Consider the following 15,995-nt stretch of genomic DNA (forward strand, 5'->3'; position numbering starts at 1 on the left):
CGAGCCGGACAATCTCGTCCACCGCTTCAACTTCGTCCGGCTGGCCTTCCACTACGGGCGTCTGGCCGAGATCGCACGGGCCCGGCGCGTCGCCGAGGAGACGCTGGATCGGCCGGCCGAGAGCTGGACCGTCGACCCTCTCGACGACATCTATCCCTGGGACTTCTTCCCGACCCATACGGACTATCGCGCCTACTTCGACGAGGCCACGCGCATGGTCCAGGGAAACGGAGATCCCGGGCGGCTGGTCCGGCTGATCCTCGCCTCCCTGCACGATTTGCTCGGACTCGCCGGCGGTGATCTCGACCATCACCGGCGCGCTGTCGAACTCGATCCGGAATTTCCCTTCTTTCGCTGGAACCTCGCTGCGGCGCTGCTCCGCCGCGGCGAGCCGGACGATCTCGACGAGGCCCAGCGGCTCCTCGAGGACCTGGCCCGGAACACGGTGCTGCTCCGACCGGCCACGCGCGAGCTGGAGGCGCTCGCCGGGCGCGGGCGGGTCGTCCGTCCCCTCGAGGGATTGAAGAGCCGCTGCGAGCGGGCGCCCAAGGGAGGGATCGGGGCGACGCTGGATCTCGAGGGACGCTGCGCCGACCTTCCCGATCTTCCGCGCGTCGCCGCAAAGCTCCCCCCGGCCGCACCGCCCTTCGGACCACCCGCGGCGCCGGCCTCCGTCGAGACGCTGGTCGTGCCGGAGGGTCACGAGCGCATCGACTACGCGGTGACCGCCGTCGTTTCCGTCTGGCGTTCCCGGCGTTTCATCGAGGGTCTGCTCGACGATCTCCTGTCCCAGTCGCTCGGGCCGCGCCTCGAGATCGTTGTCGTCGACAGCGCCTCGCCGGAGGGCGAGGGGCGGATCGTGCTCGACCGTCTCCGGCGCCACCCGAACATCGTCTACCTGCGAACCGACCGGCGCGAGACGTCACACGCCGCCTTCAGCCGGGCTGCGGCGCTCGCCCGGGCGCCCTATCTGGCGCTCGCGAACACCGACGACCGGCACCACCCGGAAGCGCTCGAAAGACTGGCCCGCGTGCTCGACGCGAGGCCCGACGTGGGGCTGGTCTACGCCGACTTCTGGGTCACCGTGCGCGAGAACGCGCGCTTCGACGAAGCTCCGTTCGAGAAGCTCAAGCGCCTCGAGGAGTTCACGCTGTTCGACCTCCTCGCGCACTGCTCCGTCGGACCGCAGCCGATGTGGCGCAAGGAATTGCACCACCGGCACGGCCTGTTCGACGCCACTCTCGACGTCGCGGGAGACTGGGAGATGTGGCTGCGGTTCGCGCGGGAGGACGTCTTCCTCCATGTACCCGAGACACTCGGCGTCTACTACTACTCGCCCACGAGCTGCGAGCGCCGCGATCCGCGGCGAGCCAAGCGCGAGAACGAGCACATCCTGCGCGCGTACGACCCGCTGTGGGCGGAGCAGAACGCCCGCCGGCGGGAAGCTCGGATCGCAGCGCCGCGGCTGGACGAAATCCTGGCGCTGATCGTGCGGGGCGATGATCCCGGCCGAGCGGCAGCGAGTGTCGCCGAGCTCCGAAAGGAGCGGCCGCGGCGGCGCGATGTGCGCTTCGCCGTCGTGCGCGCGGACGAAGGGATTCCCGATGTCCCCGGCGGCCCGCCGGCCGACCCCCCCTCGTGGACGCTCCCGGAGGTGATGTCCGACGGCTGGCCGTGGCGCTACCGGGCGGTCGCGCTGATGCCCGCCGGCGCCCGCCTCACCGCACGCCGGCTCGAGGAGCTCGCCGAGCGACTCTTTGCGGGGGAGCGGACCGGGGCCCTGCGCGTCCGGGAAGGCGCCGGAGAGGTCGTGCTGTTGAGCAGCTCGGCGGTGCTGGACGCGGCCTCCCTGCTGGCGGCGCCGGAGCGGCCGGACGCATGGCTCGACGCCGTCGCCCGCCGGGGATGGAACGTCGCGGTGTGCGCCGGCGCCGAGACCGGGAACGCCTGACGCCGCTTGCCGCGCGGGCGGCCGGAACCGAGATTGGGTTCCGTGGGGGTCCGCACGGGACCGCACGGGATCGCGGCGTTTTTCGCCGGTCCCGGCGAGGAGGACAGACATGCGCGTGCTGGTGACCGGAGGCGCCGGCTACGTCGGAAGCATCCTCGTGGAGCGGCTGCTGCGCGACGGCCACGAGGTCACCGTGGTCGACGCCCTCGTGCACGGGGTCCCTTCCCTCGCCCACGTGGCGTCCGACCCGCGCTTCGAGTTCGTCTACGGCGATGCGCGTGACGAGCGGGTCGTCCTCCCGCTGGCCCGGCGGGCCGACGCCATCCTTCCGCTGGCCGCGGTCGTCGGCGCCCCCGCCTGCGACGCCGATCCGTGGCGCGCCCGAACCGTCAACGTCGACGCCATCCGGATGCTCGCCGAGCGCACGTCGCGCGAGCAGCTGATCGTCTACCCCACCACCAACAGCGGCTACGGAACGAAGTCGGGCGAGGTCTTCTGCACCGAGGAAACGCCGCTGGAGCCGATTTCCCTCTACGGACGCACCAAGGTGCAGGCCGAGCGGATCCTGCTCGACCGCGGCGGGGCCATCACGCTGCGTTTGGCGACCGTCTTCGGCATGTCGCCGAGGATGCGGCTCGACCTTCTCGTGAATCACTTCGTCTGGACGGCCATCACCGAGGGAGCGATCGTCATCTTCGAAAAGGATTTCAAGCGCAACTACGTGCACGTGCGCGACGTGGCCGACTGCTTCGCGTTCGCGCTCGAGCACGGCGAGGAGATGGCCGGCAGGCCGTACAACGTCGGCCTCGACGACGCCAACTGCTCGAAGGCCGAACTGGCCGAGAAGATCCGAGCGCACGTGCCGGGCTTCTACGTCCACTTCGCGGAGTACGGAACCGACCCCGACCGCCGCAACTACATCGTCTCCAACGAGCGCCTGCGGCAGGCCGGCTTCGAGGCGCGCCGCAGCCTCGACGACGGTATCCGCGAGCTCGTCAAGGGCCTCCGGATGCTCGCAGCCGCTCCTCACCGCAACGCCCCGCCCGTCCAGGCGCAACGCTTCGGGCGCCCGCAGCTGGAGCCGGCGGCGGTCTGATCGCGGCGAGCCGATGACCGGGCCCGCCACGTGGCCGCGACGGCTCTCCGAGATCCCGGCGCTGGTTCTCGCCGGAGGAGCGGGAACCCGCCTCCGGCCGGCGGTCCCCGACCGGCCGAAGGCGCTGGCCGAGATCGCCGGACGGCCGTTCCTCGAGCACCTCCTGGAGCGTTTGGCGGCGGAGGGAATCGTCAGGGCGATTCTCTGCACCGGCGTGATGGGCGATCAGGTCGCCCGCTGGGCGGCGCGGTACAGCGGACCGGTCGAGCTCGCGCTCTCTCACGAAAGCGAGCCGGCCGGTACCGGGGGCGCCGTCGCGCTCGCCCGGCGGCGGTTCGGTCTCGAACGCACCCTCGTCCTCAACGGAGACACCTACTTCGAGGCGCCCCTCGCCCCGCTGCTCGCGGCCGCCTCGGCGGCGGGGGCGCCGGGGGCGCTTCTCGCGGTTCGGGTCCCCGACACCGGACGCTACGGAGCGCTCGAGACCGACGCGGCCGGCCGGGTGCTGCGGTTCGTCGAAAAAGGGCAGCGCGGGCCGGGATTGATCTCGGCAGGAGCAGCACTGCTCGGCCCAGAGATCCTCGCCGCGATTCCGGACGACCGCCCCGTGTCGCTCGAGGACGAGGTGCTCGCCGCGTGGGCCGGCCGGGGACTCGTGGCAGCGGTCGGAGAGGGCCGCTTCGTCGACATCGGCACACCGGAGAGTTATCGCGCGGCCGAAGAGATGTTCGCCGGCACCGGGGGCGTGCGATGAGCGGACCGGTGTTGCTGCTCGACCGCGACGGGACGATCGTCGTGCAGGAGGAGCGTTACCTCACCGAACCGTCACGCCTGCGACTGCTTCCGGGGGCGGGCGCGGCGCTCGCCCGCCTGCGGCGGGCCGGATACCGCCTCGCGGTGCTGACCAACCAGTCCCCGATCGAACGCGGGCTCCTGACGTGGGAGCGGCTGCGCGCGATTCACCGCCGGCTCATCGAGGAGCTGGCTCGCCACGGAGCCGAGCTGGACGGCATCTTCGTCTGCCCGCACCGGCCGGAGCGGGGGTGCTCCTGCCGCAAACCGCAGCCGGGCCTCGTGTGGCAGGCAGCGGCGAAGCTGCGCTTCGACCCGAAAGAGTCCTGGATCATCGGCGACAACGCCTGCGACGTCGAGCTGGCGCACGCTGTCGGCGCCCGCTCGGTGCTCGTGCTCACCGGCCACGGAGCGGGCCTGCCGGAGGCGGTGCGGGCGCGCGCCGATCTGGTGGTGCCCGACCTGGCGGCCGCCGCGGAGCGGATTCAGGCGGAGCTCCGCGCCCCCCGGCGGGAGGAGGTGTTCGCGTGAGCGTCCTGCTCTCCGGGAAGGCCCGGACGCTCGAGCGGCTTGCCGGAAAGCTCGAGCACGCGGAGGTGCTGCCGCAGCATCGCTTCAGCGCCGCAGAATGGCGGCGCGGCCGCGAGCGGATTCTGGCGGCGGTGCTCGCCGAACCGTGGGGCGCGGGGCCGCTCATCGCCCGCAGCAGCGCGCTGGCCGAGGACGGCCGGCGCACCGCCCTGGCCGGCCACTACGCGTCGGTCGCCGGCGTTCGGGGCAAGGAGGGCCTGGCGGCGGCGATCGACCGCGTGGCGGCGAGCCTCGACGACCCGCAGGGAAGGGACGAGATCTTCGTCCAGCCCTGGCTCGAGCGGGTCGCGCTCGCCGGCGTGGCCTTCACGCGCGATCCCAACACCGGCGCCGACTACCTGGTCGTCAACTACGACGACAAGAGCGGGACGACAGACGCCGTCACCTCCGGACGGAGCAACGAGCTCGAAACCTGGTACCGATTCCGCCGGTCGCCGGTTCCGGCGCCGGAACCGCTGGACCGCGTGGTCGCGCTGGCTGACGAGCTGATCGAACGACTGGGCGAGGAGGCGCTCGACTTCGAGTTCGCGCTCACGCACGACGGCCGGCTCGTCCTGCTCCAGGTCCGACCACTGACCGCTGCGACCGCCGCAGCACGGCCCCCCGGCGAGCAGGCAGCCGTCCTCGCCCGCGTCGCCCGGCGCCTGCTGGAATGGCAGCGACCCCATCCCTACCTCTACGGTGACCGCACGGTGTTCGGCGTGATGCCGGACTGGAACCCCGCGGAGATCATCGGCATCCGCCCGCGGCCGCTGGCGCTCTCGCTGTACCGCGAGTTGGTCACCGACAGCATCTGGGCCTACCAGCGTCACAACTACGGCTACCGCAACCTGCGGAGCTTTCCCCTGCTCGTCGACATCGCCGGCCTTCCCTATGTGGACGTGAGGGTGTCCTTCAACTCGTTCCTTCCGGCAACGACCGCCCCGGACCTGGCCCGGCGGCTCGTCAACCACTACATCGATCGCCTGGTGGCGAACCCTGACGAGCACGACAAGGTCGAGTTCGAGATCATCTTCTCCTGCTACACATTCGATCTTCACGAGAGGATGCGGGTCCTCGACGAGGCGGGGTTCACCGCCGGCGACCGCGAACGGCTCGCCGAGGACCTGAGGGATCTGACGCGGAGAATCATCGACCATCGGAACGGCCTCTGGCTCTCCGACCGGAGGCGGCTCGACGAGCTGGTCAAGAGGCGCGAGATCATCCTCGAGTCCGACCTCGATCTTCCGGAGAAGATCTTCTGGCTGCTCGAGGATTGCAAGCGATACGGAACGCTTCCCTTCGCTGGACTCGCACGCGCCGCGTTCATCGCCGTGCAGATGCTGCGCTCCCTCGTGACACTGGGTGTCCTCGACGAGAGCGAGTACGCCCTGTTCATGGAGAGCGTGGAAACGGTCGGCTCGCGCATGGCCCGCGATCTGGCGACTCTCCCGCGCGCCGCGTTCCTGGCTCGCTACGGGCACCTCCGCCCCGGCACCTACGACATCCTCTCGCCTCGCTACGACGAGGCCCCGGAGCGGTACCTCTGTCACACCGCCCCGCCGCCGCGCGCGACGAAGCGGTTCACCCTCGATCTCGGCCAGCTCGGGCGCATCGAGAAGCTTCTGAGCGAACACGGGCTCGGCAAGGACGTGCTCGGCCTGTTCGAGTTCATCCGGGGCGCGATCGAGGGTCGCGAATACGCCAAATTCGTCTTCACCCGCAGCCTCAGCGACGCGCTCGTGCTCCTCGGACGCCTCGCGGAGCACTGCGGGCTCGACCTCGAGGACGCCTCCTTCGTGACGATCCAGGCGGTGCAGAAAGCGGTGTCTTCGTGCGAAGACATCGCCGAAGCGCTGCGGGCATCGGCCGAACATGGCCGGCGCCGCTACGAGATGACGCGGCAAATCGTCCTGCCGCCGCTGATCGTCGATCCGCGCGAGGTCTGGGATTTTCACCTCCCGCCCTCGGAGCCGAACTTCATCACCCAGAAGAGAGCGGCCGGGCCGGTGCGTTTCGCCGACGCTCCTCCCTCGGAGCTGCGCGGGGCGATCCTCCTCCTCCCGCGCGCCGATCCCGGGTTCGACTGGATCTTCACCCATGGGATCGCCGGCTTCGTCACCGCGTACGGCGGAATCAACTCGCACATGGCGATCCGCGCCGGCGAGCTGGGTATCCCGGCCGTCGTCGGGGCCGGCGAAAAGCTCTACCGCCGATATGCCGCCGCCCGGGAGCTCGAGATCGACGCTTCGGCGCGACAGGTGAGGATCCTGAGATGAAGCTGGTGGGCCTGACCCAGCGGATCGACGCCGACGCGCGTGGCGAGAGGCGTGACGCTCTCGAGCGGCGCTGGCACCGTTTTCTCGCCCGCTGCGGTCTCGCCGGAGTGCCTCTGCCCAACGACGCTGCGGCGGCGGAGGCGCTTCTCGACCGGCTTCCGCTCGCGGGAATCATCCTGACCGGGGGGAACGACCTCGCCGGGGCCGGCGGCGACGCTCCCGAGCGCGATGCTCTCGAGCGCATACTGATCGAGCGCGCCGAGCGCGAGCGCTGGCCGGTTCTCGGCGTCTGCCGCGGCCTTCAACTCATCGCCGTTCACCACGGCGCCCGGATCGAGCGTGTCGCCGGTCACGCGGGAACGCGGCATCTCCTGGACGGCCACGGCGTCCCGGCCGAGGTCAATAGCTACCACGACTGGGGTGTCCTGGAGTCCCCGCCGCAACTCCTCGTCCGCGCACGCTCTCCCGACGGGGTGATCGAGGCGATCGAGACGCGCGACGGGCGGCTCGCGGCGATCCAGTGGCATCCCGAGCGAGAGCCATCACCGGCTGCCGCGGACCGGCATCTCCTAGACAGCCTGTTCGGCGGACCGGGACGCCCCGGCGCCTCCGAAGGCACCGTCTACTGGATCACGGGGCTCTCCGGCGCCGGCAAGACGACGCTCGGCCGCGCGCTGGTGGATCGCCTGCGCGCCGCCGGGCGGCCGGCGCTCCTGCTCGACGGCGACTCACTGCGGGAGGCCATCGCCGCCGATCTCGGACACGACATGGCCGATCGCCATCGCTCCGCGATGCGCAACGCGAGGCTGTGCCGGCTGCTCGCCTCCCAGGGCGCCGACGTCGTCTGCTGCACGATCTCGATGTTCGAGGACGTGCGGAGCTGGAACCGCGATCACATCCCCCGCTACCGCGAGATCTACCTGCGGGCGTCGCTCGCGTTGCTGGAGGCCCGCGATCCCAAGGGAATCTACGCCGCAGCCCGCCGCGGCGAGATCCGGCACGTGTGGGGCGTCGATCTGCCATGGGAGGAACCGCGCCGTCCCGATCTGGTGATCGACGTCGAGGATCGGTTCGACCCCGACACGCTGGCCGGGCATATCCTCGGAGAACTTCGATGAGACGCGGGACGCGCGGGCTGATTCTTGCGGCGGGGCGGGGTTCGCGTCTGGGCCGGCTGACGTCGCGCCGCCCCAAGGCGCTGGTGCCGCTCGCCGGAAAACCGCTGATCGCCCACCAGCTCGACTCGTTTCGCGAGGCCGGCGTGCACCCCGTCGCCGTCGTGAGCGGCTATCTCGGCGGACAGCTGCGTGACCTGGGGGTCGACCTGTTCGAGAATCCCGAATGGTCGCGAACGCAGATGGTCCGCTCGCTCGCCTGCGCCGCGCCTTGGCTGCGTGAAGGCCCGACGGTGATCAGCTACGGCGATGTCATCTGCGCGCCGTCCGTGCTGCGCCGGCTGGCCGAGTGTGAAGAAGAGATCGCGGTCGCCTGCGATCTCGAGTGGCGACGGCTGTGGGAGGCACGATTCGACGATCCGCTGGCGGACGCCGAAACGTTCCGCTTCGCTCCCGACGGCTCCGTCGCCGAAATCGGCCACCGCCCGCGCCGAATCGCGGAGATCGAGGCCCAGTACATGGGGCTTTTCCGCCTCACGCCCGAGGGATGGCGGCGAATCGAGCAGCGGCTCGCGAGATGGGGCCGCCGCGAGACCGACGGCCTCGATGTCACCACGCTGCTCGATCGCCTGATCGAGGACGATGTCCGCGTCGCCGCGGTTCCGGTGCGCGGCGGCTGGATCGAGGTCGATCGGCCGGGCGATCTCGAGCTTTACGAACGGTGGATCCGGGAGGGGAAGTCGTTCCTGTCGGCCTGCACCAGGAGATGACGATGGCCAGACCGAGCGGCGATTTCACGACCCTGGCGCGTGCTTACGCGCAAAGCCGTCCGGGTTACTCCGAGCGCGTCCTGGAAGCCCTCATCCGGTTCGTCTCGGCGGAGCGACCGGTCCGGGCGGTGGCCGACATCGGCGCGGGGACGGGCATCTTCAGCCGCATGCTCGCGCGGCACGGCCTGGACGTGACGGCTGTCGAGCCGAACGACGCGATGCGGAGGGAGGGCATCGCGACGTCCGCCGGCGTCCCGATCCACTGGCACAGCGGCCGCGCCGAGCGGACCGGGCTTCCGGATCGGTGCTTCGACTGGGTGACGGTCGCCTCGGCTTTCCACTGGGTCGAGTTGCCGGCGGGTCTGATCGAGATTCACCGCATCCTTCGCCCCGGGGGTTACTTGACCGTGCTGTGGAACCCGCGGGACATCGACGGGCACCCCCTGCACGAACGGATCGAAGCGGTGATCGAGGAGATCGTGCCGGATCTTCGCCGCGTTTCGTCCGGTTCACGGCGTCACGCGGCCGACTGGGAGAGCGTGCTCGTTTCGACCGGGCACTTCAGTGATCCGATCCTGTTCGAGGCGCCGCACGAGGAGCGGATGTCCCGGGAACGCTACATGACTGCGTGGCGCTCCGTGTGCGATATCCAGGAGCAGGCGGGTCCCGAGCGATTCGAGGAGATCCTGCGGCGTATCGCCGAAATCGTCGAAGCGCACGAGGAAATCGTCGTCCCCTACCGGACGCGCGCGTGGACCGTGCGCCGTTGCAGTTGATTCGCTACGCCCCTGTCCGGGTCGCTCCCAGCCGAGCAGCTCCAGCGTGCGGCCGAAACGCGTGCCCCCAGTAGAAGAAGGGGCTAGGCGGCTCGGGGGGCCTTGGAGCCGATCGGGACCGGCGCCCGGATCGAGCGGCAGGACGTGGCAGCCCGCCGCCGGCACAATCTCGGCCAGCACCGGCACCGCTGCCGAGGCGCCGGCCCGGAGGGCGTTGACGGCCCAGGGCTTTTCACCCAGAATGCTACCTTCCTTTGACCTGGATCGTTCTTGGAGGTCTCACCGAGGAACGTCCGGGATCGTCGGTGGCGGGGTCGCGAGCGGCCTCCCAGGTCGCGAGCCGAGTCGCCGCGCCCGGGAAAGGAAGGCGACCAAGTGGCGAACAGACACCCGAAGGGGCTCTATCCGCTCTTCTTCACCGAGATGTGGGAGCGCCTGGCCTTCTACCTGATGCTGGGCATCCTGTTCCTTTACCTCACCGACCGGGAACGCGGCGGCCTGGGCCTGACGACCGGACAGGCGGGCGAGATCTTCGGGACCTACCTGGCCTTCGTCTACTTCACACCGTTCCTGGGCGGAATGATCGCCGACCGTGTTCTCGGCTACCGGCGCTCCATCCTCCTCGGCGGGGTGCTGATGGCGCTCGGCTACTTCAGCCTCGGCATTCGCAGCCTGCAAACGCTCTACATCGGCCTCGTGCTGATCTGCCTCGGCAACGGCTTCTTCAAGCCGAACATCTCGACGATGGTCGGCAATCTGTACGAAGCCGGCGATCCGCGCCGCGATGCGGGATTCAACATCTTTTACATGGGCATCAACATCGGCGCGGCGGTCTCCGCTCTCGTCGCGACGCCGATCCGCAACCTGTGGAACTTCAACTACGCGTTCGTCGCCGCCGGGATCGGACTGCTCGTGGGTGTGGCGATCCTGTTGAGTCACTGGAAACCGCTCGAGCGAGGTGACCGGAAATCGCAGCCCGCTCCGGGCGAGACCGGCCTGAAGGAGGTCGCCCTCGTCATCCTCCTGCCGGCGCTCCTCTTCGGTATCCTCGGCTACTTCCTCGGTACGAAGGTCAAGTTCCTCCACGACACGCTCGGCGGCAGCACGACCGGGTTCCTGCTGGGCGTCGTGCCGATCATCGGCTACTTCGTGTATCTGGCGAGGACCGCGGAGCCCGAGGAGCGGCCGGGACTTTCCGCGCTGATGCCGGTCTTCCTCGCCGGGGCGACGTTCTTCATGATCCTGCACCTGAGCGGAGGACTGTTCACCATCTGGGCACGGGACGACACGAACCGCGTGGCGCCGTGGCTGCCGTTCAAACAGGTCTACGCTCAGGTGGCGATGCCGTCCTACTACTTCAATGCCGCCCCCGACGTGCCGCGCCCGCGCGAGGAGCTCTTCGTCGACACCGACGACCGCACGGCAACGCTTTTCGGCGCGAAGATCCTCACCCAGCAGGCCGTCGACAGGATCCTCGCCGAGCATCCCGACCTCCGGGCCGCCGACCCGGAGAGCACCCCCATGGAGCTGGACTGGCAGGCGTTGGTCTGCAAGATCTACGACGAGAAGAACGTCAAGATCAAGACGGAAAAGGATGCCCATGGGCACGAGACCCTTTCCGTTCAGATCGAGCCGGAAACCGCTGTACCGTTGGGGAAGGTGATCTTCCTCCGCTCCGTCGAGGGGCGGGATGCGCCGGTGTTCCTCGTCACCCCGGAGGTGCACCGGAAGGTGTTCGCCAATGCGGCTCCGGAGGCGCGGCTACCGGCCGGGAAGTTCCTCAAGCTGGCGAATCCGGAGTTGATCACCGGCCTGTTCAACCCGCTGTTCGTCGTCTTGCTGACGCCGCTGGTGGTCGGATTCTTCGGCTGGCTGATGCGCCGAGGGATCGTGGTGAGCACGGCGAGGAAGATCTTCTACGGCATGTGCCTCACCGCGGCGGCCCTGGGGATCATGGCACTCGCCGCGTGGACGTCGCAGGACGGAGCCTACAAGGTCTCCGCATGGTGGATGATCCTGGCCTACCTCGTGGTGACGACCGGCGAGTTGTGCCTGTCCCCGATGGGGCTGTCGCTGGTGACAAAGCTCTCGCCCGCCCGTTACGCCGGGCTGATGATGGGCGGCTGGTTCCTGGCGACCGCGATCGGTTCGAAGCTCTCCGGCTTCATCAGCGGGCTGGAGCCGACGACCAACCTGTTCGTCGTGCTGGTCGTGGCGACACTGGCCGTCGCCGGGTTCCTGTTCCTGCTGCTGCCGTGGCTCGAGCGCACGCTGGAGAAGTACGGCGCCTGATCCCCGGCGGAGCGCGGAACAGCGGGGACCCGGGGCGCTCCGGAGGGCGCTCGGTCCGGCGGGCCCGGGCCGTCAGTCGTTGACGAAGCGCCGGCTGCGCACCGAGCCGACGAGGCCGAACGCGAGGAACGTCGCGGCGACCGAGGAGCCGCCGTAGGAGACGACGGGCAGCGGAATTCCGATCGTGGGCAGGATTCCGGTCACCATCCCGGCGTTGACGAACACCTGTCCCGCCCACAGGCAGGCGACGGTCACGCAGAGAAAGGTGCCCAGGGTGTCGCGCGCCATGGCCGCGGTGCCGAAGGTGCGGAGGAGGAGCGAGAAGTAGAGCCCGAGGACGACCAGCACTCCCAGAAAGCCCGTCTCCTCGGCGATCACCGCGAGGATGAAATCGGTCTCCCGGGCCGGCAGGAAATCGAGGCGCGACTGGCTGCCGCGGAACAGCCCCTTGCCGGCCACCCCGCCGGACCCGACCGCGATTCGCGACTGGATCACCTGATAACCGGAGCCTGCGGGATCGCGGCCCGGATCGAAGACGGTGAGGATGCGCTCTTTCTGGTAGGGCTTGAGGACCAGAAACCACGCCGCCGGGGCGGCGAGCGCCGCCACCAGGGCCAGCGCCACGAGCACCCGCGGCCGGACGCCCGCGAGCCACGCCCCGCCGACGAAGGCCGGCGCCAGCGTCAGTGCGGTGCCCATGTCCGGCTGGGCGGCGACGAGGGCCGCCGGCACGCCGACGATCAGGCCCAGCTTCACCAACCGGCGGAGGTCGAGCTTCCCCGCGATGCGGGCCAGGTAAGCCGACACGGACAAGCAGACCACCGCCTTCATCGGCTCCGAGGGCTGGATTCGGAGGGATCCCAGCTCGATCCAGGATCGGGCCCCCGCGATCGGCCGGCCCCGGAACAGGAGGAACACGAGCACCGCGATCCCCCCGAGATACAGGAGGGGCACGGCGTCCGCCCAGTCGCGGTAGTCGATCCTCTGGACGGCGAGGTAGATCGACACCCCCAGCAGCACGTACCCGAGCTGCCGGAGGCCCGCGCGCCCGAGCCAGCCGGCGCCGTCGACGTGAGTGGCCGAGGCCACCGCGACCACGCCGATCAGACCCAGAGCGACGAGGTGCGCCAGGGTCGCCAGGTCGCTCCGACGCCCGCCGAGCAGCGTCACGGCCGCCTCCTCTGTGCGACGCGCACGGCGCCCTCGCGAGGCAGGAGCCCTCTCCGCTCGAGGTATCGCCGCACCACGCGGCCGGCGATCGGCGCGGCGGCCTCGCCCCCGTGCCCGCCGTGCTCGACGAGGATCGCCCACGCCAGCACCGGCGCATCCGCCGGGGCGAAACCGACGAACCACGAGTGGTCCCCCGGATCGGAACCGGCGTCGAGTCCGACGACCTGCGCCGTGCCGGTCTTCCCCGCCACGAGAACGCCGGGAATGCGAGCGGCGCGCGCCGTGCCATGCTCCGACTCGACGACGTCGATCATCCCCGAGCGCACTTCTTCCAGCGTCCGAGGGGACAGGCCGACGTCGCGTCCCGGGGGCGGGGCGCCGGGCGGCTCGTGGAGCGCCGGCCGGGGCCGGCGGCCGCCCGAGGCGATCGTCGCGGCGACGACGGCCATCTGAAGCGGCGTCACCATCAGCGGCCCCTGCCCGATCGAGACGGAGATCGTCTCCCCCGGAAACCAGGGTTCGTGGCGCGTGCGCCGCTTCCAGTCGGGATCGGGAACGAGCCCCTCCGCTTCGCCGGCCAGCGGGACCCCCGTCCGGGAGCCGAGCCCGAAGCGACGCGCCCATGCGGCGATCCGCTCGATGCCGAGCCGATCACCGACGTTATAGAAGAAGATGTTGCACGAGCGGGCGATCGCCTCCCGCACGCGCAGAGGGCCGTGCCCCCAACGGCGGTGGCAGCGAAAGCGCCGGCCGTGGAAGGTGGCGCTTCCCCGGCAGACGATCCGCTCGTCGGGCTCGACGACTCCCTCCTCGAGACCGGCAGCGGCCATGACCAGCTTGAAGGTCGACCCGGGCGAATAGAGCCCTCCTATGGCCCGATTCTGGAGCGCCCGCCGTGGATCGGCGGCGAGGGCCTCCCAGGCCTCCGGGCGCAGGCGGGTCGTGAAGAGGTTCGGGTCGAAAGACGGCGAGGAGAAGAGCGCTTTCACGGCGCCGGTCCGCGGATCGAGCATCACCGCGGCTCCCGCGCGCCGGCCGAACTCGCGGGCGAGATCGCGCTGAAGATCGGCGTCGATCGTCAGCCCCAACGGACGCCCGTGCTCCGCCCGCCGCACGGTCGCCACGGCGCGGATCGGCCGTCCGCGCGCATTGACCTCCTCGAGAACGATGCCGGGCCGGCCCCGGAGGCTCCTGTCGAACGCCGCCTCGGCACCGGTCCGGCCCACCCGGTCGCCGGGAAGCAGGCCCTCCTCCTCGGCGAGTTCCTCGCCGGTCACCTCCGACGTGTAGCCGACGACGTGCGCCGCGGCCGGTCCGAGCGGATAGCTGCGCCGCGCCTCCACGACCACGTCGATCGCCCCCAACTCCGCGCGGTGCGCCTCGATCCGCGCGGCGACGTCGAGGTCCACGTCCTCCAGCAGCCGGACGGGCAGGAACGCCGGTCGCGACGCCTGCTCCTCGAGCCGCTCCAGGAGCGGAGTCTCGGGTCGGCCGAGAAGGCGGGCCAGTTCGCGGACCGACGCGGACGGGTCTCGGGTGCGGCGGCGGTCGAGGTACACGGAGAAGGTCGGGCGGTTGCTCGCCAGCAGTTCGCCGCTGTCGTCGAGCAGGGGACCGCGCACCGGACGCACGATCCGGCGCCTCAGGCGGTTCTCCTCGGCCTTGAGGCGATACTCCCGCCCCTTCACGATCTGCAAGTACCAGAAGACGCCGCCGAACAGCAAGAATCCGGCGGCCACCAGGATGCGGAGCAGCAAGAGCCGCCGCTCCAGCATGCGGTTCCGCTGGTAGTCGCGGTAGGGCTTGAGCTGCCGGTAATCGATGCGCATCGTCCGTCACGACCGGGGCCGGCCGACGGCCGAGCCCAGGGCGAGCCCGAGCAGCATGTTCCCAACGGCGGCCGCTGTCCAGATCCCGACCCCGGGCAGCTCTCCCACCGGCCGGTCGAACAGCGCCGCCAGGCCGATCTGGAGCCCCCAGTCGGCCACCGTGGCCGCGGCGTAGGCGGCGGCGGCGGGGAAGGTCTGGGTGAGATCGAGGCGCGACCCGAGCAGCGCCACAGCGTAGGCCGCGACCATGTGCGTGAAGGCGCGCTGGCCGAACAGGTCCCGCACCCAGGCATCCTCGAGAAGCCCGGTCAACAGCCCGGCGCCGATCGCGGTGCCGCGGCGTCCCCCGAGCGCCGCGAGAACGGCGACGACGAGGAGCGGATCCAGCCGCAGGCCGGACGGCGCCACGTAGGACATCACGGCGGACAGCGCCAGCGCCCCCAGCGCGAGCGCCCCGAGCCTCAGCGCGCTCATCGGGGGGCTCTCCGGCGCATCGGATCGGCTCCGTCGGCGCTGCCCGGTCCTCCACCCAACGGCGGGATCAGGAGCAGCTCCTCCAGCCGGTCCGGGTCGAAAGCCACCTCGACCTCGATCCCCCAGGTCAACGGCGAGTCGGCGAAGAGCTCCCTGACGTGGCCGACCAGAAGACCGGGCGGGAAGACGCCGTCGAGCCCCGACGTCACCAGGGCGTCCCCCACGGAAACGGGACGAAACCGCGGGACGTAGTCGAGGTGGGCGGTGCCGGCGTTCCCTCCCCGGAGGATCCCAGCGTAGCGATCGGCCTCGTGGCGGACCGCGACGCCGCTGTCGGGGTCGAGGATCAGGCGGACTTCGGCCGTGCTCCCGGTCACCTCCACGACGCGGCCGACCAGGGCCCCCCGGTGAACGGCCACCCAGTCGCGGGCCACCCCGGACGAGGAACCGCGGTCGACCAGCAGGGCGCGGCGGAGCGGCCCCCCCGGGACCGTGCCGATCACCCGCGCCACCACGCCCTCTCCCCAGCCGGCGTCGCCGCGCAGATCGAGCAGCTCCCGCAGCCGCCGGTTTTCCCGGAAGACCTCCTCGTAACGCTGTCTTTCCTGTTCGAGGCGGGCGACCCGGGCGGCCAGACGGTCGCGATCCGCCCGCACGCCGACCAGGTCGATGTACCCGTGCCAGAGCCCGCTGACGCCGCGCGCGACGCCGAGGACGGTCCGGACGAGGGGCGCCGTGGCCACGCGCAACGCGTGGCCGAGAGCCGTGCCGCCCCCCGGGCGCTGGATTTGGGCGGCCATCAGCACCAGCAGCGACACGGCCGCGGCGACGAAAACGTATCTGGATTGCCGCTCGCTCATCTCGCCGCAGCCCGCCGCCCA

General features: G+C 70.6%; 13 protein-coding genes. 9 read left to right on the plus strand and 4 right to left on the minus strand.

Annotated elements, in window-relative coordinates; all coding sequences use genetic code 11:
* The first annotated feature begins 214 nt into the window (after nucleotides 1-214).
* From D6718_00645 to D6718_00685, 9 genes are all read left to right on the plus strand, one after another.
* On the plus strand, nucleotides 215-1,951 hold the full coding sequence (locus D6718_00645) for a glycosyltransferase (GenBank protein RMG48958.1): 1,737 nt from the start codon (nucleotides 215-217) through the stop codon (nucleotides 1,949-1,951).
* A gap of 109 nt (nucleotides 1,952-2,060) precedes the next feature.
* A complete protein-coding gene (locus tag D6718_00650) occupies nucleotides 2,061-3,047 on the plus strand; it encodes an NAD(P)-dependent oxidoreductase (GenBank protein ID RMG48929.1) in 987 nt (328 codons plus the stop codon).
* 13 nt (nucleotides 3,048-3,060) lie between these two features.
* Entirely contained in the window at nucleotides 3,061-3,801 is a 741-nt protein-coding gene (locus D6718_00655) for a hypothetical protein (GenBank protein RMG48930.1), read from the plus strand.
* On the plus strand, nucleotides 3,798-4,370 hold the full coding sequence (locus tag D6718_00660; protein RMG48931.1) for an HAD family hydrolase: 573 nt from the start codon (nucleotides 3,798-3,800) through the stop codon (nucleotides 4,368-4,370). The genes D6718_00655 and D6718_00660 overlap by 4 nt, the downstream gene beginning before the upstream one ends.
* A complete protein-coding gene (locus tag D6718_00665; protein RMG48932.1) occupies nucleotides 4,367-6,688 on the plus strand; it encodes a phosphoenolpyruvate synthase in 2,322 nt (773 codons plus the stop codon). Before D6718_00660 ends, D6718_00665 begins: the two co-directional genes overlap by 4 nt.
* A complete protein-coding gene (locus D6718_00670) occupies nucleotides 6,685-7,806 on the plus strand; it encodes an adenylyl-sulfate kinase (protein RMG48933.1) in 1,122 nt (373 codons plus the stop codon). Before D6718_00665 ends, D6718_00670 begins: the two co-directional genes overlap by 4 nt.
* Nucleotides 7,710-8,573, plus strand: coding sequence for a phosphocholine cytidylyltransferase family protein (locus tag D6718_00675; GenBank protein ID RMG48934.1), 864 nt, complete (start codon nucleotides 7,710-7,712; stop codon nucleotides 8,571-8,573). The genes D6718_00670 and D6718_00675 overlap by 97 nt, the downstream gene beginning before the upstream one ends.
* The gene (locus tag D6718_00680; GenBank protein ID RMG48959.1) at nucleotides 8,381-9,349 is read left to right on the plus strand and encodes a class I SAM-dependent methyltransferase; all 969 of its coding nucleotides are present in this window, start codon (nucleotides 8,381-8,383) and stop codon (nucleotides 9,347-9,349) included. The genes D6718_00675 and D6718_00680 overlap by 193 nt, the downstream gene beginning before the upstream one ends.
* 375 nt (nucleotides 9,350-9,724) lie before the next feature.
* Nucleotides 9,725-11,641, plus strand: coding sequence for an MFS transporter (locus D6718_00685; protein ID RMG48935.1), 1,917 nt, complete (start codon nucleotides 9,725-9,727; stop codon nucleotides 11,639-11,641).
* Between the two features lie 72 nt (nucleotides 11,642-11,713).
* Here the strand turns inward: D6718_00685 and rodA are convergent, their stop codons facing one another.
* Genes rodA through D6718_00705 form a run of 4 tightly spaced genes read right to left on the minus strand, consistent with a single transcriptional unit; the run spans nucleotide 11,714 to nucleotide 15,974 of the window.
* A complete protein-coding gene (gene rodA, locus D6718_00690; GenBank protein RMG48936.1) occupies nucleotides 11,714-12,952 on the minus strand; it encodes a rod shape-determining protein RodA in 1,239 nt (412 codons plus the stop codon).
* Complete coding sequence (gene mrdA, locus D6718_00695; protein ID RMG48937.1) at nucleotides 12,808-14,640, minus strand: penicillin-binding protein 2; 1,833 nt, start codon at nucleotides 14,638-14,640, stop codon at nucleotides 12,808-12,810. The genes rodA and mrdA overlap by 145 nt, the downstream gene beginning before the upstream one ends.
* A gap of 6 nt (nucleotides 14,641-14,646) precedes the next feature.
* Entirely contained in the window at nucleotides 14,647-15,114 is a 468-nt protein-coding gene (locus D6718_00700; GenBank protein RMG48938.1) for a hypothetical protein, read from the minus strand.
* Nucleotides 15,111-15,974, minus strand: coding sequence for a rod shape-determining protein MreC (locus D6718_00705; protein RMG48939.1), 864 nt, complete (start codon nucleotides 15,972-15,974; stop codon nucleotides 15,111-15,113). The genes D6718_00700 and D6718_00705 overlap by 4 nt, the downstream gene beginning before the upstream one ends.
* Nucleotides 15,975-15,995: the final 21 nt, after the last annotated feature.

This window comes from Acidobacteriota bacterium (genome assembly GCA_003696075.1).
GTDB lineage: Bacteria > Acidobacteriota > Polarisedimenticolia > J045 > J045 > J045.

Bases quoted from the DNA above. Each gene is read 5' to 3' on its own strand.
- D6718_00670 (RMG48933.1), top strand. From the start codon at position 6,685: ATGAAGCTGGTGGGCCTGACCCAGCGGATCGACGCCGACGCGCGTGGC.
- D6718_00655 (RMG48930.1), top strand. From the start codon at position 3,061: ATGACCGGGCCCGCCACGTGGCCGCGACGGCTCTCCGAGATCCCGGCG.
- D6718_00675 (RMG48934.1), top strand. From the start codon at position 7,710: ATGGGAGGAACCGCGCCGTCCCGATCTGGTGATCGACGTCGAGGATCG.
- D6718_00705 (RMG48939.1), bottom strand. From the start codon at position 15,974: ATGAGCGAGCGGCAATCCAGATACGTTTTCGTCGCCGCGGCCGTGTCG.
- D6718_00700 (RMG48938.1), bottom strand. From the start codon at position 15,114: ATGAGCGCGCTGAGGCTCGGGGCGCTCGCGCTGGGGGCGCTGGCGCTG.
- D6718_00650 (RMG48929.1), top strand. From the start codon at position 2,061: ATGCGCGTGCTGGTGACCGGAGGCGCCGGCTACGTCGGAAGCATCCTC.
- D6718_00660 (RMG48931.1), top strand. From the start codon at position 3,798: ATGAGCGGACCGGTGTTGCTGCTCGACCGCGACGGGACGATCGTCGTG.
- D6718_00680 (RMG48959.1), top strand. From the start codon at position 8,381: ATGGGGCCGCCGCGAGACCGACGGCCTCGATGTCACCACGCTGCTCGA.
- mrdA (RMG48937.1), bottom strand. From the start codon at position 14,640: ATGCGCATCGATTACCGGCAGCTCAAGCCCTACCGCGACTACCAGCGG.
- D6718_00645 (RMG48958.1), top strand. From the start codon at position 215: ATGGTCCAGGGAAACGGAGATCCCGGGCGGCTGGTCCGGCTGATCCTC.